The organism is Streptococcus sp. GMD5S (genome assembly GCF_000298715.2).
GTDB lineage: Bacteria > Bacillota > Bacilli > Lactobacillales > Streptococcaceae > Streptococcus.
Genome location: NZ_AJRG02000012.1, coordinates 31,129 through 50,068, shown reverse-complemented (window position 1 = coordinate 50,068; position 18,940 = coordinate 31,129). Strand labels below are relative to the sequence as shown.

Sequence of the window (18,940 nt, the reverse complement as noted above, 5' to 3'; positions counted from 1 at the left end):
TGTTATTTTATACAGTAAAATCCCAAAACGAACTCGTCCAGAAGGACATTGAAGCTCTCGAGTCTACTCTTCGGATTTTTCTTTTGACTGTTTTTCTCTCAAATCTTTTACAGATTTCGATATGATATCTCTCACCTGTTCGTCAGTAAGTCCTGGAATCTGGTAATAAGGATTATTGGACTCACTTTTTGACGGTTTTGTTCCTGAACTTTCGGTTTTAGAACTTTGTTCAGTCGAAGACGAGGATTTCGACTCTGAGGAACTGGATTCTTTGATCATAGAGGAACTGGACGACTCAGACTCAGAAGGCTTGGACGTTTCAGGCGTTTTAGAATCAACCTTAGGCGGCTTGTTTACTTGGTCGTTCGGCTGTTTCACAGGTTTATAGAATAGCCCAAAAGACAGCAGCAAGGCCATCAAGATCCCAATGCCAGCAAAAGTTCTTTTATTAGCTTCAGCCGAGGGAACCTTTACTCCCTTTGTACTGAGTATTTTCCATTCTGGATGCTCTTTTTCTATGGCTTTTTTCTGTCTCCTAAGAGGACCAAGTAGAAAATGATTAAAAGGCACAATCGTTACCATAGCCACCGTTATAAGCGGGGCATAATTGGAATGACTTGATACCAGTAGAACATCGAGTATAGCGAGAAGAATGAAGAGGAAACGCCCCACAAACTTACGAACTTGATGCTCTTTTTTGATCTGCAAATATCTCTCTTGTGACATTATCATCCTCTCTTTTCTATTTCTTCATTAAATATCACTTTCCCCTGTTCATATTTTCGCACAGCTAAGAACCAGCGGATAGGGTTGTTTTGGAATAAGAAAAGGTACAACAAGGCAGGAAAGAGACCTGCTAAAGGCGAGAAAAAGATTTGTATATCAAATGCCTCTTGCTTATTGAATGAGTCAATAGTACCCGGAATTGCAGCAGCAAATATTACTATAGTAGTCATAAAAACTAGTAGCATGACAATCATAAAAGCCAACATTTTCGCAAACGTCGCTTTTTTCTCACTAAAATTTTCCCAGAACAAATTTGAATAAACTGCTTCTTTAAACTCTTTCTTTGTTGCTCCTTGGACTCGTTTCACTCCTTTATATAAGGCGACTTCCATCATCCATATAAATCCAAATAGGATAAAGGAAAGACAAAGAATAAAAATAGGAACCATCCCACTATTATAACGAAGGCCTGAGAAAATTGGTATTGCAACAAATCCTCCGAGTAAACCTAACAAAGAGAATATAGCAATTAAAGGAGCAATCCCCCTATTCGATCTCCTAGCCCCTTCTGTATTTAACAATGCACTCTTATCTGCTACAAGAGCCTCTTTTGTTCGCGTATTATAGTAAACGGCCTTATCACCGCTCTGTCCAATAAAAATTATTTTTCTCATATAAAATCACCACAGTTTTCACTAATCACTATAATCAGAAACTTCAATTTTATCATAGGTTGTTGATAAAACATCACCATCACCAACCACTGGTAATGGTAATAGCGTTTCTCTCGTGTTTCTAGTTCTTCTCTTCCCCAAATAATACCTTCCCCTGCTTGTATTTTCGTACGGCTAACAGCCAGCGGATTGGATTGTTTTGGAACAAGAGCAGTACGACACTAATTGGGACGATCGTTGCTCCGATTGGTACCATGAACATGGACGGTTCAAACCATTCATGCTCATAGTAAGGAATGAAGGTCCCAGGTATGGCAAAGAACACAACAATAACAAAAACAAATAGAAGAACAAGGATAACAAATAGATACAAGATGATTTTATCGACTGTTGGTTCCTTATCTGGTGACTTCCTCCAAAAAGTACTACTTTCAACCGCATCTTTAAACTGCTCTTCACTTGCTGGGACAAGCGACTTAGCCCCACTGTAGAACAGTTTTTCAAATTCATAAACACTTCCGATAAAAACGAAAAGGATAGCGGCTAGATGGATAGGCATCATCCACTCACTCAATCTAAAGGGCGCTATCAAGGAAAGAATCCAAATACTGATGATAGCAACTAGCAAGAAAGCAAAGAAGACAACCCAAGGCCACTTGGATTTCTTTGAACTGATAGCACCGTCGGTTTCTGACGAGGTACTAGATTCTGTCGCTAAAGCCTCTCTCGTCCTTGTGTTATAGTAGACGGATTGCTGGTTTCCTTGGCCTATATAAATGATTTTTCTCATCTTACATTTCTCCCTCTTTCCCTCGGCTACCGTCCTGTAATGTCTCCATCAGCTCCTTGAACAGTCGTTTGCGCGTTTTCATCCGAAAATCATAAACTATATATGTAAGAATACCAATCCCTAACATGTACATAATTAAAAATTGAAAATCAGAAACAGCCAGATAACGATAGGCTGAAAAAATCGTTATTAAAACAAAAATGTAGCCAACTACTGTCAACGCCCTTGATTTTCTCCTAAGTGTTTTGATATTGGCTTTTGTCAGCCGGACTTTTCTAAATCTATCTGTCTTCATGTTACGTCGGGTAGACTTGGCAAGGAGAATGGTCCCAAAAACTAAAAACAGCGACATCAAGATAAAGAAGATTAGATTAAGAGGGGATGAGACATCTCCAAAGGTTTGGTTGAGCAACTTTGACAGCCGTTGCAAGGAATAGATTGCAATAGGGGCTGCAATAGCTGAATAATTCATGCCTTGTTTTACACCGTAGAATACTTGATTCTTCAGATCGTAATAGATAAAAGAGTCCTCCAGAGGGCCCATACTGATTAAATTTTTTACACTTGTGTCCATCTTATTTCCCGTCTCCTAAACTCAATACGGATGTTCAAACAAAGTTCTACTTTCTCTTAAAAGCATCGTGACGACGATTGCCAGCATTCTAGCTGATTTTTAGCATTTTCCTTCCTAGAGAAAGAAAAGTTTATTAGTATTATAGCATGAACCCCCCAGAAAAGGGAAAATATCCCCGGCAGATACCATTGCTAAAGACAAGAAAGGATTCGTCATTTCATAAAAAAGCGGACAAGTCCGCATTCTAAAAACAGAATGCGAGCTTGTCCGCCTTTTCCTATGTCTCTAAAATAAATAATGTGTTTTCCTCGTTTCATCGTGCCAAGCGAATGCGGGTCACAATGCCGTCTGGGTCTATAAGATTCAACTCACTCGAATGTAACCACTTGATCGGTGCTTCTAGCTCTTGTGCTTGCTTAACGATGTCCAAGAGTTCTTCCTTGCTTTCGACCTCAAGGACATAGTAGGCCAAGCCTGGCAAGCCTTGCTCACGCGGAGCTAGCCCCTTTCCAGCCCATTCGTTGACAGCCAGGTGGTGATGGTACTGACCAGCCGCTATCCAACTAGCACTAGGAATGCTAAATTTATCCTCTAGTCCTAACACCTTTTGATAGAACTGACTTGCTGCGTGACTATCCTTAACCGATAGATGGATATGCCCCATTCTCGTCCCTTCAGCTAGGATAAAGGGATCTACCTTTTCCCCTAATTCATAGATGTCCTGTGCCGCAAGAGCCTCGGTCACACCGATAATGCGGCCGTCTTCTAGAATATCCCATGAAGACACTGGCTTATCACGGTAGAGTTCAATGCCATTTCCTTCCAAATCCTCTAGATAAATAGCCTCACTGTATCCATGATCTGCACCCCCGACCAGAGGAATCCGCAAATCACTTAGGTGTTTCAAGACATCTGCCAAGGCTTTTCGTGTCGGCAACAGAATCGCCAGATGGTAGAGCCCATAATGCTCCCTTACTTCGCCAGACTTTTCTGCCTGAATCAAGTGAACCAAGGCTTTTCGACCAAGTCCCAAAATCGCTTCTGTCTCTGTTTGGGATAAAATCTCCAAGCCAATAATTTGGTGATAAAAAGCCGTTTGACTCGTCAAATCCTTGACATTTAAAACCGCCTCCGCTAGGTAAATGTGGCTTTGGTATGCATAAGTCATAGGGTGTCTCCTTTTGTTTGTTGTAACTTTATTAATTACATCAATTATACACTATTGAGATAAAATGTCAACGAAGACAACTCAAAAGAGCTGGAAACCAGCTCTTCTTTTTATTTGACAACAAGCTCGTAACGAGTTTTGCTGGTGAAAGTTTCCCCTGCTTTGAGAATGACTTGGTCTTTGAGGTCGCTATGAATGGCATCTGGTAAAGCCTGCGCTTCAAGGGCAATCCCATTGTGCTGTACCATTGGTTGGTCTCCTATGATGACACTCTCATCCACAAAGTTTGCTGTGTAGACCACAAAGCAAGGGGCCTCTGTCTTGAACAGCAGGAAACGACCTGAGTTTTGGTCATAAAGGAAACCAGCATTGTCATGACCGGCAGGAAGAGCAAATGGGTGATCCAAACCAGATACCAACTGGATTTGCTCATCTTCCTCTTCAAAGATGTCCTTCAACAAAGCACCATTGTAGATGTGTTTAACCACATCACGAGTAGCATCTGGAGTCTTAGCCGGAACACCGTCCGGAGCGATTGGGTAAATACCCTCGGTATTTAGCTGGAAGACATGGCGGTCAACTGTCTGCGTGAAATCACCAGACAAGTTGAAGTAGCTGTGATTAGTTGGATTGACAAGCGTATCCTGATCTGTCGTCACCTTATAGCTGACTTCGTAGGCGCCAGTTTCTTCCAAGTGATAGCTGATCCAGATCTTGAGATTACCAGGGAATCCTCCTGTTCCGTCTGTACGTTCTGTGTAGAGGGTCAAGCCATGGTCGCTCACTTCGACCAATTCAAACAAGCTCGAATCCCAACCTGTTGAACCACTGTGGTTACAGTTGCTAGCGTTGTTGACTTCAAGATTATAGGTCTGACCATTGAGCTCAAATGTCGCACCTGCAATACGGCCCGCTACAGGACCTACACTTGCTCCATGCTTGGGACTATTGCCTACATAGCTATCAAAATCATCAAAACCCAAAATCACATTGGCAAAATTCCCAGCCTTGTCAGGCGTGACATAGCGCAATATGGTCGCACCATAGGTCATGATTTCTAGTTGGTAGCCACTGTCAGTCTCAAAGCGATAAGCCAAGACATCCTTGCCCTCATGATTTCCAAATACACGTTCTGTGTATGCTTTCATTCTTCTCTCCTTTGATCCATTTCTCTTAAGTAAACAAACCATAGAGAGTGTCTCACCATCTATGGTTGTAGTTTCTATTTTCAGAATCCTTTGTCAGAAAACCTTAAGTATCTTCTTAACAAAAGGGGATTCTTCTATACCTGTTTTATGCTTCTACACGTTCAGTCCATGAAGTCGCTGTTGTTTGAAGAACCTTGTTGAGTTCGCCAATGTTCTCAAAACCAGTTGTACGTAGCCACTCACGAGCCGCTGCCTCACCGTCTTTGATGTAGGCTTCAACTGATCCAGCCCAGGTTGCACGGCCACAAAGAACTCCGTTGAAGTTTGCGCCTGATTCGTGGGCAAAGACAAGTGTTTCTTGGAAAAGTTTAGCTGAAACTCCCGCACTCAAGTAGATATATGGCAAGTTAGTTGCTTCATCTTGCGCTTTGAAGAAGGCTGCTGCTTCTTCACGAGTATGCACGATTTCACCTTCGCCAAAGCCTTCAACGTATTTGACGTTGACTGGAACTTCTACTTTCAAGACATCGATGTTGAAGCGTGGGTCTGAGAAGACCTTCATAGCACCGATAACCTTGTGTGGTTTCACTTTTGCGTATTCTGCAGAACCTGCGTCAGAGATTTTTTCATCGTAAGCGAGGATTTCAAGGAAGAATGGAATGTCTTCCGCCACACACTCAGAACCGATGCGTTCGATGTAGGCTTGTTTTTCTTGGTTGAGTTCGTCAGAGCTGTCTACATCATAGTAAAGCAAGAATTTGACAGCATCAGCGCCTTGTTCTTTGATGCGTTTTGCAGACCAAACATCCAAACAGTCAGGCAAGCGTTTGGTGCTTGTTGTGTCGTAGCCAGTTTTCTCATAAGCAAGGAGAAGACCAGCATTAGCATCAAGCGCTTTTGTAGCTGGGAGACCATACTCGGGGTCAAGAAGCATTGATGAAGCGTATTTTGTCAATTCATCTGCAACCAAGACTTTGAGTTCTTCCATTTGATCCACTGTTGGCTCTTCTGTTTGATATTGAGCCATGAGGCGTTTCAAAGCACCACGTTGGTCAAAGGCAAGAGCTGAGATAATGCCGTTCTCGTCAGAGAGTTTTTGCAAGCAAGCTACTTTATTGGGACTTAATTGTAATTTACTCATAGACACTTCCTTACTTTTGATAGTCATGAATGATCACACCTTGTACCACACGGTTTACTGTACCTGTAGGAGATGGTGTATCTGGTTTATTTTCTACCTTGAGTGAAGTCAAGAGGGCAAAGAGTTGAGCATAAACGATGTAAGGGAAAACACGGTAAATATCGTTCAAGACACCGCCACAACCAAGGGCTACTTCTTTGACATTTTCAAGACCAAAGGCTTGATCACTCAAGAGCACGACACGACGAGCAATCTGGTCACCAGCCACTTCACGAACCAAGTCCAAATCGTACTTGCGAGTGTAGTCTGTCGTTGTACCAAAGACCAAAACAACTGTATCTTCGTTGATCAATGATTTTGGACCGTGACGGAAGCCAACTGGGCTTTCATACATGGTCGCCACTTGACCAGCTGTTAATTCCAAAATCTTGAGCTGAGCTTCATGAGCAAGGCCGAAGAAAGGACCTGCACCCAAATAGATGACACGATTAAAGTCGAGGTCAACCAACTCTTTGACATCTGCTACATTGTCTAGAACTTTGCGGACAAGTCTAGACACAACTTCAAAACGTTGAGCTTTCACAGCAAATTCTGTAGGATCAAAGACCAAGAGAGCTGTTAGCAGCATAGATGTAAAGCTAGAAGTCATGGCAAATCCAGCGTCATTAGAAGCAGCTGGTTGCAAAAGCAAGAGATTGCGGTCATCTCCATGAGCTTGAAGAGCCAATTTCCCTTCTGCAGCACATGTAATGGTCACTTGATAGAGGTCATCCACCAAGGCTTTAGCCAAATCAACCGTTGCCACACTTTCAGGTGAATTTCCACTACGAGCAAAGGAAACAAGGACAGTCGCCACATCTTTTTTCAGATAGGTTTCTGGATTGGCAACAATATCAGTTGTCGCAATGGCATTGAAATTCCATTTGCGTTCGTCATAGACTTCCTTAAAGTAAGACACCAAGGTATCTCCCACATAAGCAGAAGTCCCAGCACCTGTCAAGATGACCTTGATATAGTCATGTTTATCCGCAATCCCTTGTAGGAAGGCTGCAATTTCTTCCCGTTTCGCTTGATAGGCTTCAAAAGCTTCTTTCCATACATCAGGCTGTTGGTAGATTTCACGAGTCGTGATTTCTGCACCCAGTTCAAGTAATTCTTCTTTTGTGTAATTTAGCATAGAGTTCCTCTAATCTATTGTCGTTTCATTCCTATTGAAAATATGGGAATGGGAGTGACTCCCATTCCCATGTATATTCTATATAAGATGCTCTAAGTTACATCTTATACTCAATGAAAATCAAAGAGCAAACTAGGAAGCTAGCCGCAGGTTGCTCAAAGCACTGCTTTGAGGTTGCCGGATAAGACTGACGAAGTCAGTAACATATATACGGCAAGGCGACGCTGACGTAGTTTGAATTTGATTTTCGAAGAGTATTATTCATCTTCGTCATCATCGAAGCCCGCTAACAGGTCGTTGACTTTTACAATGCTTTCTGCAGCACGGCTCTTATAATCCGCATCTGCACCTGTAAGGCTTGCATTGATAAATTCAATCACCATTGGAAGATTCATCCCTGCGTAGAGTTCAATGTCGCGACCTTCCATGATCAAACGGCTTACCACGTTACATGGTGTACCACCGAGAAGGTCCGCAAAGACTAGGAAATCATCCAATCCTTCGATAGTAGCTTCAAATTTTGCAGTAAATTCTTCTGGACCATCTTCTGGAAGAAGAGCCACTGCATGAATGTTGTCTTGTGGACCCATGATCATTTCTGTGCTACCTTTAAGTTCTTCACAGAAACGACCATGACTCACCAAAATTAATGATTTACTCATAAATTATGCGCCCATTCCAAGCAAGAATTTACCGATGAATGAAAGACCTACTGCAAGAACGATAATGATACCGATCGCTTTAGTAGAGTTCATACCTTTCTTACCAAGCAACCAGAAGATAAAGGCAGTAAAGATTGCTGGAAGCAAGCGTGGGAAGATTGAGTTCAAGATGTCTTGGAAGTCAATCATCTTTTCACCGATTGGCAATTTGTAAGAAATCTCAAAGTTGATCATTGTTGCTACAAGAGCACCCATCATGAAGACACCAAGTACAGATGCAGCATCAATCAAAGCTGTCAAAGTACTTTGCATGTTGTTGATAAGGTTAACCCCTTCTTTGTAGGCAAATTCCAATTGTTTCCAACGGAAGATGTCATATGCAACTGCAACTGCGATCCAAAGGAAGATACCCCATGGTTGGCCAGCGATCGCCATAGTTGCTGCGATAGATCCCATGATAGCAGGTACAAGTGAACCAAAGATAGTATCTCCAAGAGGAGCGAATGGTCCCATCAAACCTGTCTTGATACCGTTAACGGCATCTTTTGAACCCACACCATCTTTTTCTTCCATGGCAAGGTCAAAACCAGCGATAATAGTGTGGAAGAATGGTGAAGTATTGAAGAATTGAGTATGAACTTTCATCATTTCTTTCAATTCAGGAGTTCCATCCCCATACATTTTACGCAATTGTGGCAAGATCATGTAAAGGTAACCAGAAGCTTGCATACGTTCGTAGTTCCAACCTAATTGGAAAGTAAACAAGCTACGTTTGTTGATTTGATTAAAATCTTCTTTTGTTAGTTTGTAATTAGAATTCGTCATCTTCGATTTCCCCACTTTCTGATGGTGTAGAAGGTGCTGCTACAGCAACTTTTTGGCTGTTCTTGAAGTGAACAACTGCAAGGAAGATACCCACGATAGAGATACCGATCATAGACAATCCTTTGAAGTTGTTAACAAAGCCAATTTTTTCAGCAACTTCAGCAGGAAGAGTGCCAATGATTCCAGCAACTGCTCCACCAAGACTTGTTACGTTTGAGTAAAGAACAGTCAACATAGCTGTCAAACCGAATCCCATAGCAAGGTAGTGAAGGTTACGTTTAACTGGAAGGTAACGAAGCAAGATAGCGAATCCAAGACCTGGAAGCATACGACCTGCAAGAGTCAAACCGTCTGCAACCCATTGGTATTCTTTAACAAGGTTTACAACACCTTGTACGAATTCTCCACCGAAAGCAAGGGCGAAGAATACTGGAAGGGCACGAGAAAGAGCCCATGGAATCGCACCAAGTAGGTAGTTGCGTTCGATACCTTTGTAGTCAAAGCGTTCGATCGCAGCATCAATACGGTGTGCAAAGAAAGTAGTTGTCATACGTCCAAGAACGTCGAAGTATGTCAAAAGTGCTGCTACTGGTACAGCGATTGTTGTAATCGCAAGATCTGTATCAATACCTTGAGAGATAGAGAATGCTGTTGCAAGAACCGCACCAGAAGTTGCGTCGATACGAGAAGCACCACCAAAGGTACCAACCCCGAGAACGAACAACTGCAAGCTACCACCGATAAACAAACCAGTTGTCACATCTCCCATGATCAAACCAGTAATGAAACCAGCGAATACAGGGGAACCTGCAGATGAAACGATTGTCAACTCATCACAGATTTGATAAGCTGAGTACAAAGTGAGAAGTAAAATTTGCCACCATTGTATCATAACAATGACCTCCTAAAAATTTTTTCCTATTTTAATAAGCTCAAAAAGTCTGAAACTGGATCATTTGGAACCATTTGAGCAGTGAGTTTCACACCTTTTTCTGCTAGTTTGTGGAAATCTTCCACATCCTTGTCTACCACGTTGATAGAACGTGTGATAGAGCGAGTTTCTGGTGTTTGAGACATATTGCCGACGTTGAGTGTTTCAAGCGGAACACCTGCTTCGACCAAACCAAGGAAACGGTCTGGTTTACGTGCAACGATAAAGAGACGTTGGCTATCGTATTTACCAGCAAGGATATTTGCTGCTGCTTTCTCAACTGGCAAGATACTGAGTTTCACACCTGGTGGTGTCGCAAGTTTCAAACCACTCTTTTCAATATCGTTGTTAACAACTTCGTCGTCTACAACCATAATGCGTGAAACATTTAGTTTTCCAGCCCAAAGATTGGCTACTTGACCGTGGATCAAACGTCCATCGATACGGCATCCTACAATTGTCATAAGTTTTCCCCCTTTATGTGTTTTAGTGTAGGTTTACGAGTTAAATGAATCTCTTCTTTATATTCGCCCTCAGTTTCAAAGATGATGATGCGGTTAGCACCTTCCTTGAGATAGCTATGAGGGATATAAAGTGAGAGGGTCGGGCCGACGTTCCAGAAACGTCCTAAGTGACGCCCGTTGACAAAGGCAACTCCCTTACCAAACTCAGACAAGTCTAAGTAGGTATCCTTCGGCTCTTCGACCGTAAAGTCGAAAGCGTAAAAGGCTGGCTGTCCTTCTGTCCATCCTTTTGAAAAATCAATTTTCTCAGGATTATCCAGTGGCAGTGGATATTGTTTCCAATTCAGTAAGAAATGTAGATCCTTGCAGACACCTGTACGAATTCCTTTACGTTGCGTATCTGCCAAGAACTTATGACCGTAGTTGACACGCCCCATATTTTCGATCAAGATGTCAATTTCTGAAAAGCCTTCTCGATTGCCCTGACAGTAGATATCTTCACCTATCTCTGTCTGGTATTGAGTAGCAATCCATTGACCATCTACAAAGAGCTGAGCTCGGTCACGTCCATCGATGATACGGAGACGTTCTTCTTCTGCATCCCAACTTGCCTCATTGCGGTAGAGAAGGTAGCCATAACTTTGACCAAGTTCTTCCATCGCTTTTGGATAGAGGCTTTCAGTAGGACTAGAGAGACTATCCAGAGTTTCAAACAAGGAAACTTTTTCGACCAATGGAATGGACCCTATCTCCATGCTTTCCTTATAGAGTGGTTCCAACTGTGGATAATCTGGGAAGTGGGTTGCCATCATCTTCTTGACTGCTAAGTATTTAGCAGTTGGATTTCCTTCTTCATCGAGAAGGGCATCATAGTCGTATGATGTGACTTGTGGCAAATCCAGAGTTCCTCGAGCCGAGCAACCATTCATGAAACCAAAGTTTGTTCCACCATGGAACATGTAAAGGTTGATAGAGCCTTGCTCCAATACCTCTCGAACAGCTTCTGCCAATTCTTTAGGATCCCGTGTGATGATGGGTTCTTTCCAACGGTTGAACCAACCATCCCAGAATTCCATACACATGAGGGGCCATTTCTTGCCATGCTCATCAAAGAATTCCTGCATCTGTGAAAAGTTGTACGGAGCTTTAGAGCCGAAGTTTCCTGTCACAAAGAGGTCGTCTTCGATCAAGGTTCCGGCTTTCAGAGTAGCCCTCCATGGGCCATCTGAAGTAAAGAGTGGGCAATCAATCCCTCGGTCTTCCATCAATTTTCGAATTGCTCGTAGATAAGACTTATCTTCTCCATAAGAGCCATATTCATTTTCGACTTGCATCATAAGAATGTTTCCACCATTATCCAACAAGCGAGGCACAAGCCTTGGCAATAATTGGTCATAATAGCGAGCAACAGCCTCGATGTAGGCCGGGTCGGACGAGCGAATTCGCATGTCCTTTGTCAAGAGCCAAGCCGGCAAGCCACCAAATTCCCATTCCGCACAGATAAATGGAGACGGGCGTACAATGGCATAGAGACCTAGATCTTGTGCAATTTGAAGAAATCTCTCCAAATTTCTGGCACCTTCAAAATCAAACTCCCCTTCAACAGGTTCGTGTAAATTCCAAGCCACATAGGTCTCGACTGTATTAAAGCCAAGCGCCTTTAAGTTATAGAGAGAATGATACCAATCCTCTGCTGGAATCCTAAAATAATGAATGGCGCCGGACAAAATCTTGAACGGTTTTCCGTCTAAATAGAAATCGTCCTCAATTTTAAATCTGGTCATGTTATTACCTCTGACGAATTAAGTTTGCGCTTTCATTTATTATAATATTAAATATAATCAAATCTTTTGCATTTGTCAATAGGTTTTAGAAAATTCTTTAAAATTTTTCTATTTTTTTACTTACCGTTTACCGAAATTATCAAAAAATCGCATGAAAGTCGTTTTTTTATGTATGATAATTCACAAGGCTAGAAAATGAAATTTTTTACATGTAACATAACATCTTTAGTCGATTATTTTAATTTTTTTTTACCTTAATACTACTATTTTCTCAGTATTTGTGGTAGAATCAAGGTAGGAGAAAGAGAATCGAGGTGAAATTATGGCTATTCCAAAATACCAATATATTAAAGATGAATTAAAAAACAAAATCATCTCAGGTCAATTTGCGAGTGGAGATAAATTTTATACAGAAGCAGAATTGATTGCGATGTACGATGTTAGTTCGATCACCGTTGTTCGTGCTTTGAATGACCTTGCAAAAGACGGCTATATTGTCCGTCAACAAGGTAAAGGAACTTTCGTTTCACGTGCCCGTAAGCACAAACTCGTTGAGTTTTCAGATGTTGAAATCTTTGAAACAAAAGACGACAAAGTTACTGTCCTTTCTATCGAACGCGGAAACAAACTTGAATATTTAGATAAACTTGGACTACGTGGAGATCAATTCTACTATAAGATTGAACGTATTCGTCAGACAAACGATGTGACATACATCTACCACACATCTTATATTCCTGAGCAATACATCAATGCCAACTATCCAAATCTTGACTATTATAGCTCTATCTATACACGTTTCAAATTGGATTACCGCATTCACATGAGTGATGAACATTTTGAGGAAATCAACGAAATCGCATTCCCAACTCCAGAGCATGCTGCTTCTGTACTCGGAATCGATACACAATTCCCAACTGTCTTCCAAACGAAGACTACAAAACTTGAGGCCACTGGCCAAGTCCTTGCCTATAGTGAAACTTATAAGCGAGCAGACTACTACAAAATCAAATTCATCTCATGTAACCGAGGTCATTAAGAAAAAGCCTGAGCCTAGCTTAGGCTTTTTCTATATTCATTATAGCACGAGAAAGAAGTTGGGAAAACGCTATGAAGGGCTCTTATTTAATTAGTAGCATTTTTACTAAAAACAAGGTAAATTTTCATTTGGTTTTTCCTCTGTTTTATCCCTCATTAGCAAATTTCTCCTAAATCTTATGATTTCCTCTATTTATTATAGTTCTTATATAAACCCACTTGACATTTTACTCCTTAGATAATAAAATAAAATTGGTTTTATGTAAACGCTATCATATATGATAATAACAAGGAGGTTTTGTCATGAAACTAGAAAAGAAACAGCGCTTCTCCATCCGTAAATACGCGGTTGGGGCAGCTTCTGTACTGATAGGATTTGCTTTTAGCGCTCAAGTCGTATCTGCCGACGGGATTACTCCAGCTCCGACAGCTGAAGAAACTGTCCAAACAATTCAGGAGAGTCCACAAGCAGTCAAAGAAGCTGTAGACTCCAAGGTTCCAGAAAAACTGGAAGAAAAGGCTGACAAACCTGTAAAAGAGGAGGTCAAAGAAGACCAGGAGGTTCCTCGAACAGTTGCTCCAAAAACAGAAGAGTCAAGCGCACCAGTTGTGACAGATAATGCTACTCCAACTCCTACTGCCGAGAAAGAAAGCCCTGCCCCAGCTGAAACTCCTGCTGAAAGCACTTCTTCAGAAAAGAAAAATGAAGCCGTCACACCTGCAGTAGCCACTCCTAGCACGGAACGAGCAGCTCAGGTAAATGAAAAACTGGCAAAACGAAAAATGATCTCAATCGACGCTGGACGCAAGTATTTCTCTCCAGAGCAACTCAAAGAAATCATCGACAAAGCCAAACACTACGGCTATACTGATCTTCATCTACTAGTTGGAAATGACGGCATGCGTTTTATGTTGGACGACATGACGATCAAAGCGAATGGCAAAACCTATGCAAGCGACGATGTCAAACGTGCACTCGAAAACGGAACTGATGCCTACTACAAGGATCCAAACGGCAACCATTTGACAGAAAGTCAGATGACGGACTTGATCAACTACGCTAAAAATAAAGGTATTGGCCTCATTCCAACTGTAAACAGCCCTGGTCACATGGATGCGATTTTGCATGCCATGAAAGAACTAGGCATCCAAAAACCGAACTTCAACTACTTTGGTAAGGAATCTGCTCGTACCGTTGACCTTGATAACAAGGAGGCTGTTGCATTTACCAAAGCTCTGATCGACAAGTATGCTGCTTACTTCGCTGGCAAATCTGACATCTTCAATATCGGACTAGACGAGTACGCCAATGATGCTACAAACGCCAAAGGCTGGAGCGTTCTTCAAGCCTACAAGTGGTATCCCGAAGATGGCTTCCCAGATAAGGGTTATGACAAATTTATCGCCTACGCAAACGACCTTGCTCGCATCGTCAAATCTCACGGCCTCAAACCAATGGCCTTTAACGATGGTATCTACTATAATAGCGACACTAGCTTTGGAACCTTTGACAAAGATATCATCGTTTCTATGTGGACTGGTGGATGGGGCGGATACGACGTCGCTTCTTCTAAACTTCTAGTTGAAAAAGGCCACCAAATCCTTAATACCAACGATGCTTGGTACTACGTCCTCGGACGAAATGCCGATGGCCAAGGATGGTACAACCTCGACCAAGGACTCAATGGTATCAAGAACACTCCAATCACTTCTGTACCAAAATCTGATGGAGCTACTATCCCGTTCATCGGGGGTATGGTAGCTGCTTGGGCGGATACCCCATCTGCACGCTATTCACCATCACGCCTCTTCAAACTCATGCGTAGCTTCGCAAATGCCAATGCTGAATACTTTGCTGCCGACTATGAGTCTGCTGAGCAAGCTCTGAAAGAAGTCCCAACAGACCTTAACCGCTATACTGCAGAAAGTGTCGCGGCTGTCAAAGAAGCTGAAAAAGCCATTCGCTCACTCGATAGCAACCTCAGTCGTGCCCAACAAGACACCATTGACCAAGCAATTGCAAAACTCCAAGAAGCTGTCAGCAACCTAACATTCACACCAGAAGCTCAAAAAGAGGAAGACGCGAAACGCGAAGTTGAAAAACTTGCCAAGAACAAGGTGATCTCAATTGACGCTGGACGTAAGTACTTCTCAGCTGAACAACTCAAACGTATCATTGATAAAGCTAGTGAACTTGGATATTCTGATGTGCATCTCCTCCTAGGAAATGACGGACTTCGCTTCCTACTTGATGACATGACTATCACTGCTAACGGAAAAACTTATGCAAGTGACGATGTCAAAAATGCCATCATTGAAGGAACAAAAGCTTACTACGATGATCCAAACGGAACCACTCTTAGTCAGACTGAAATCACTGAATTGATTGAGTACGCAAAATCAAAAGGGATTGGACTCATCCCAGCGATCAACAGCCCAGGTCACATGGATGCCATGCTTGTCGCTATGGAAAAATTAGGTATCGCAAACCCTCAAGCCAACTTTGACAAGGTCTCTAAAACAACCATGGACCTTGAAAATGAAGAAGCGATGAACTTTACAAAAGCCCTTATCGGCAAGTACATGGACTTCTTTGCAGGCAAGACTAAGATCTTTAACTACGGTACAGACGAATACGCTAATGACGTTACCAACGCTCAAGGTTGGTACTACCTCAAATGGTATGGACTCTATGGCAAGTTTGCTGAATATGCCAACACTCTTGCTGCTATGGCTAAAGAAAGAGGCCTTCAACCGATGGCCTTCAACGATGGTTTCTACTACGAGGACAAGGATGATGTTGAGTTTGACAAGGATGTCATCATCTCTTACTGGTCTAAAGGATGGTGGGGCTACAACCTTGCATCTCCACAGTACCTTGCAAGTAAAGGCTATAAATTCCTTAATACCAACGGAGACTGGTACTACATTCTCGGTCAAAAACCAGAAGATGGTGGTGGCTTCCTCAAAAAAGCTCTCGAAAATACCGAGAAAACTCCATTTAATCAACTAGCATCAACTAAATACCCTGAAGTTGACCTTCCTACTATTGGTAGTATGCTTGCTATCTGGGCAGATAAACCAAGTGCCGAGTACAAGGAAGAAGAAATCTTTGAACTTATGACCGCCTTTGCAGACCACAACAAAGACTACTTCCGCGCTGACTACAATGCTCTCCGTGAGGAGCTAGCTCAAATCCCTACTAACTTGGAGGGATACAGCAAAGAAAGCCTTGATGCTCTAAATGCAGCTAAAGAGGCTCTCAACTACAACCTCAATCGCAGCAAACAAGCCGAGTTAGACGCTCTCGTAGCTAAACTCAAGGCAGCCCGCCTAGGCCTAAAACCAGCGGCAACTCACTCAGGAAGCCTCGATGAAAATGAACTAGCTGCCAATGTTGAAACCAAACCGGAACTCATCACAAGAGCAGAAAAGATTCCATTTGAAGTTATCAAGAAGGAAAATCCGAACCTCCCAGCTAAGCAAGAAAAGATTGTCACACCAGGTGTAGATGGCGAACGCACTCATTACATCTCTGTCCTTACTGAAAATGGTAAACAAACAGAAACCGTTCTAGATAGCCAAGTAACCAAAGAACCTGTGACCCAAGTGGTTGAAATCGGTGCCCCTATTACCCACAAAGGGGATGAAAGTGGCCTTGCTCCAGCTGCCGAAGCGAAACCAAGACTGGATATCCAAGAAGAAGAGATTCCGTTCACTACTGTGACACGTGAAAATCCACTCTTACTCAAAGGGAAGACTCAAGTCGTTACTAAAGGCGCTAACGGTCGTCGCAGTCATTACTACTCTGTGAGCACTAGTGCTGACGGTAAGGAAGTGAAAACTCTTGTAGATAGCCTTGTGACCCAAGAAGCAGTGACCCAAGTTATTGAAGTCGGAACTCTTGTAACCCATGTAGGGGACGAACACGGTCTTGCTCCAACCGCAGAAACAAAACCAAGACTGGATATCCAAGAGGAAGAAATTCCATTCACTACTGTGACACGTGAAAATCCTCAATTGCCAAAAGGACAAACGCAAGTTGTTACTAAAGGAGCTAACGGCCACCGTACTGCCTTCTACTCTGTGAGCACTAGTGCTGATGGAAAAGAAGAAAGAACGCTTGTCAATAGCGTGGTAACACAGGAAGCAGTCACTCAAGTTGTTGAAGTCGGCACTGCCGCTGAGAAAGCTGAGCAAACTGCACCAACTACTGCCAAAGCAGATGAAAAACAACTCCCTGCAACAGGAAGTCAAAACTCTGCAGGTTTGGTCGCAGCAGGACTCATGGCGACTCTAGCAGCCTACGGACTGACTAAGAGAAAAGAAGACTAAGATTCTTCTAAGAGAATACAAAAAAGCGAGATTGAATCTCGCTTTTTGTTATGATTAGTCACCAAGTCCGATACGTTCAAAGATATCCTCTACTCGTTTAGTGTAGTATGCAGGGTTGAAGATTTCGTCGATTTCTTCTTGAGTCAGACGTGAGGTTACTTCTGGATCGGCTTCCAAAAGTGGTTTAAAGTCTACTTGGTTGTCCCAAGAGTAAGCTGTTTTTGGTTGCACCAAGTCATAGGCTTGTTCACGCGTCATGCCTTTTTCAATCAAGGTCAACATCGCACGTTGGCTAAAGATAAGACCGAAAGTTGAGTTCATGTTGCGGATCATGTTTTCTGGGAAGACCGTCAAATTCTTGACGATATTTCCGAAACGGTTGAGCATGTAGTCGATCAAAATAGTCGTATCTGGTGTGATGATGCGCTCAGCTGATGAGTGAGAGATGTCACGTTCGTGCCAAAGGGCTACGTTTTCATAGGCCGTCACCATGTGACCACGGATAACACGCGCAAGACCTGTCATGTTTTCAGAACCGATAGGGTTGCGTTTGTGAGGCATGGCTGAAGACCCTTTTTGACCTTTGGCAAAGAACTCTTCTACTTCGCGTTGCTCAGATTTTTGAAGACCACGAATTTCAGTCGCCATACGCTCGATAGAAGTTGCGATGCTGGCAAGAACTGCGAAGTACTCAGCGTGAAGGTCACGAGGAAGCACCTGTGTAGAGATTTCTTGAGCACGGATACCGAGTTTGTCGCAGACGTATTTTTCAACGAATGGTGGGATGTTGGCAAAGTTACCAACCGCACCAGAAATCTTACCAGCTTCCACACCAGCAGCCGCATGTTCGAAACGCTCGATGTTGCGCTTCATTTCGCTGTACCATGTTGCCAATTTAAGACCAAAAGTCGTCGGTTCCGCATGCACACCGTGGGTACGCCCCATCATGATGGTGAACTTGTGCTCCTTGGCCTTGTCAGCGATGATGTTGGTGAAGTTTTCAAGGTCACGACGGATAATGTCGTTGGCCTGCTTGTAGAGGTAACCGTAGGCAGTATCCACCACGTCGGTAGAAGTCAAACCATAGTGAACCCACTTGCGCTCTTCACCAAGAGTCTCAGAAACCGCACGCGTGAAAGCCACCACATCGTGACGAGTCTCTTGCTCAATCTCCAAAATACGGTCGATGTCAAAGTCAGCCTTTTCACGAATCAAAGCCACATCTTCCTTAGGGATTTCTCCCAACTCAGCCCATGCCTCGTCAGCCAAGATTTCCACCTCAAGCCAAGCACGGTATTTATTTTCTTCACTCCAAATATTCGCCATCTCAGGGCGAGAGTAACGGTTGATCATTTTTGTTTAAATCCTTTCTTTTTGATGTTTCACTTAGGTGGGGCGGACGCCAGCAAACCTTCGGTTTCATGGCTAATTGTTGAGCCTAAGGTCTCAACAATTCCGTCGCTTACGCTCTCCCCACGGCGTGAAACATCTGGTGAGTGACCT

The 18,940-nt window shown here is 42.9% G+C and carries 16 protein-coding genes; 2 read left to right on the top strand and 14 right to left on the bottom strand.

What is annotated here, in order from left to right; translation table 11 throughout:
* Window positions 1–63: 63 nt before the first annotated feature.
* The 13 genes from GMD5S_RS0206775 to GMD5S_RS0206705 all read right to left on the bottom strand — a co-directional run bounded on the left by GMD5S_RS0206775 (window position 64) and on the right by GMD5S_RS0206705 (window position 12,064).
* Entirely contained in the window at window positions 64–726 is a 663-nt protein-coding gene (locus GMD5S_RS0206775) for a hypothetical protein (protein ID WP_025172614.1), read from the bottom strand.
* A 2-nt stretch (window positions 727–728) separates the two neighbouring features.
* Window positions 729–1,400 carry a hypothetical protein gene (locus tag GMD5S_RS0206770; protein ID WP_001226099.1) on the bottom strand — a complete coding sequence of 224 codons (672 nt, stop codon included), beginning with the start codon at window positions 1,398–1,400 and terminating at the stop codon, window positions 729–731.
* Window positions 1,401–1,521: 121 nt separating this feature from the next.
* Complete coding sequence (locus GMD5S_RS0206765; RefSeq protein ID WP_001226454.1) at window positions 1,522–2,190, bottom strand: hypothetical protein; 669 nt, start codon at window positions 2,188–2,190, stop codon at window positions 1,522–1,524.
* Between the two features lies 1 nt (window position 2,191).
* On the bottom strand, window positions 2,192–2,764 hold the full coding sequence (locus tag GMD5S_RS0206760) for a hypothetical protein (protein ID WP_000381574.1): 573 nt from the start codon (window positions 2,762–2,764) through the stop codon (window positions 2,192–2,194).
* Between the two features lie 313 nt (window positions 2,765–3,077).
* Entirely contained in the window at window positions 3,078–3,932 is an 855-nt protein-coding gene (locus GMD5S_RS0206755) for a VOC family protein (protein WP_000220448.1), read from the bottom strand.
* A gap of 110 nt (window positions 3,933–4,042) precedes the next feature.
* A complete protein-coding gene (locus GMD5S_RS0206750; protein ID WP_000649412.1) occupies window positions 4,043–5,080 on the bottom strand; it encodes an aldose epimerase family protein in 1,038 nt (345 codons plus the stop codon).
* A 145-nt stretch (window positions 5,081–5,225) separates the two neighbouring features.
* A complete protein-coding gene (lacD, locus tag GMD5S_RS0206745; protein WP_000040892.1) occupies window positions 5,226–6,221 on the bottom strand; it encodes a tagatose-bisphosphate aldolase in 996 nt (331 codons plus the stop codon).
* 10 nt (window positions 6,222–6,231) lie between these two features.
* A complete protein-coding gene (locus GMD5S_RS0206740) occupies window positions 6,232–7,398 on the bottom strand; it encodes an SIS domain-containing protein (RefSeq protein WP_000936014.1) in 1,167 nt (388 codons plus the stop codon).
* A 257-nt stretch (window positions 7,399–7,655) separates the two neighbouring features.
* A complete protein-coding gene (locus GMD5S_RS0206725; protein WP_000045701.1) occupies window positions 7,656–8,060 on the bottom strand; it encodes a PTS sugar transporter subunit IIA in 405 nt (134 codons plus the stop codon).
* A gap of 3 nt (window positions 8,061–8,063) precedes the next feature.
* Window positions 8,064–8,885 carry a PTS system mannose/fructose/sorbose family transporter subunit IID gene (locus GMD5S_RS0206720; RefSeq protein WP_000185287.1) on the bottom strand — a complete coding sequence of 274 codons (822 nt, stop codon included), beginning with the start codon at window positions 8,883–8,885 and terminating at the stop codon, window positions 8,064–8,066.
* Window positions 8,872–9,777, bottom strand: coding sequence for a PTS mannose/fructose/sorbose/N-acetylgalactosamine transporter subunit IIC (locus tag GMD5S_RS0206715; RefSeq protein WP_000616990.1), 906 nt, complete (start codon window positions 9,775–9,777; stop codon window positions 8,872–8,874). Before GMD5S_RS0206715 ends, GMD5S_RS0206720 begins: the two co-directional genes overlap by 14 nt.
* Window positions 9,778–9,803: 26 nt before the next feature.
* Window positions 9,804–10,280: a PTS sugar transporter subunit IIB gene (locus GMD5S_RS0206710; protein ID WP_000156968.1), complete on the bottom strand. Its 477-nt coding sequence runs from the start codon at window positions 10,278–10,280 to the stop codon at window positions 9,804–9,806.
* A complete protein-coding gene (locus tag GMD5S_RS0206705) occupies window positions 10,277–12,064 on the bottom strand; it encodes a glycoside hydrolase family 35 protein (RefSeq protein ID WP_000196618.1) in 1,788 nt (595 codons plus the stop codon). The genes GMD5S_RS0206710 and GMD5S_RS0206705 overlap by 4 nt, the downstream gene beginning before the upstream one ends.
* A 322-nt stretch (window positions 12,065–12,386) precedes the next feature.
* Between GMD5S_RS0206705 and GMD5S_RS0206700 the strand changes: the two genes are divergently transcribed.
* Window positions 12,387–13,103 (top strand): GntR family transcriptional regulator, encoded by a 717-nt coding sequence (locus tag GMD5S_RS0206700; protein WP_001007181.1) that lies wholly within the window; start codon window positions 12,387–12,389, stop codon window positions 13,101–13,103.
* 302 nt (window positions 13,104–13,405) lie between these two features.
* Entirely contained in the window at window positions 13,406–17,437 is a 4,032-nt protein-coding gene (gene strH / locus GMD5S_RS0206695) for an LPXTG-anchored beta-N-acetylhexosaminidase StrH (protein ID WP_000764174.1), read from the top strand.
* 54 nt (window positions 17,438–17,491) lie between these two features.
* On the opposite strand, the gene purB is transcribed toward strH, so the two are convergent.
* Window positions 17,492–18,790: an adenylosuccinate lyase gene (purB, locus tag GMD5S_RS0206690; protein WP_000610724.1), complete on the bottom strand. Its 1,299-nt coding sequence runs from the start codon at window positions 18,788–18,790 to the stop codon at window positions 17,492–17,494.
* Between the last annotated feature and the right edge of the window lie 150 nt (window positions 18,791–18,940).

Coding starts and splice junctions, on each gene's coding strand:
- GMD5S_RS0206775 (WP_025172614.1), bottom strand. CDS start 726: ATGTCACAAGAGAGATATTTGCAGATCAAAAAAGAGCATCAAGTTCGT.
- GMD5S_RS0206770 (WP_001226099.1), bottom strand. CDS start 1,400: ATGAGAAAAATAATTTTTATTGGACAGAGCGGTGATAAGGCCGTTTAC.
- GMD5S_RS0206765 (WP_001226454.1), bottom strand. CDS start 2,190: ATGAGAAAAATCATTTATATAGGCCAAGGAAACCAGCAATCCGTCTAC.
- GMD5S_RS0206760 (WP_000381574.1), bottom strand. CDS start 2,764: ATGGACACAAGTGTAAAAAATTTAATCAGTATGGGCCCTCTGGAGGAC.
- GMD5S_RS0206755 (WP_000220448.1), bottom strand. CDS start 3,932: ATGACTTATGCATACCAAAGCCACATTTACCTAGCGGAGGCGGTTTTA.
- GMD5S_RS0206750 (WP_000649412.1), bottom strand. CDS start 5,080: ATGAAAGCATACACAGAACGTGTATTTGGAAATCATGAGGGCAAGGAT.
- lacD (WP_000040892.1), bottom strand. CDS start 6,221: ATGAGTAAATTACAATTAAGTCCCAATAAAGTAGCTTGCTTGCAAAAA.
- GMD5S_RS0206740 (WP_000936014.1), bottom strand. CDS start 7,398: ATGCTAAATTACACAAAAGAAGAATTACTTGAACTGGGTGCAGAAATC.
- GMD5S_RS0206725 (WP_000045701.1), bottom strand. CDS start 8,060: ATGAGTAAATCATTAATTTTGGTGAGTCATGGTCGTTTCTGTGAAGAA.
- GMD5S_RS0206720 (WP_000185287.1), bottom strand. CDS start 8,885: ATGACGAATTCTAATTACAAACTAACAAAAGAAGATTTTAATCAAATC.
- GMD5S_RS0206715 (WP_000616990.1), bottom strand. CDS start 9,777: ATGATACAATGGTGGCAAATTTTACTTCTCACTTTGTACTCAGCTTAT.
- GMD5S_RS0206710 (WP_000156968.1), bottom strand. CDS start 10,280: ATGACAATTGTAGGATGCCGTATCGATGGACGTTTGATCCACGGTCAA.
- GMD5S_RS0206705 (WP_000196618.1), bottom strand. CDS start 12,064: ATGACCAGATTTAAAATTGAGGACGATTTCTATTTAGACGGAAAACCG.
- GMD5S_RS0206700 (WP_001007181.1), top strand. CDS start 12,387: ATGGCTATTCCAAAATACCAATATATTAAAGATGAATTAAAAAACAAA.
- strH (WP_000764174.1), top strand. CDS start 13,406: ATGAAACTAGAAAAGAAACAGCGCTTCTCCATCCGTAAATACGCGGTT.
- purB (WP_000610724.1), bottom strand. CDS start 18,790: ATGATCAACCGTTACTCTCGCCCTGAGATGGCGAATATTTGGAGTGAA.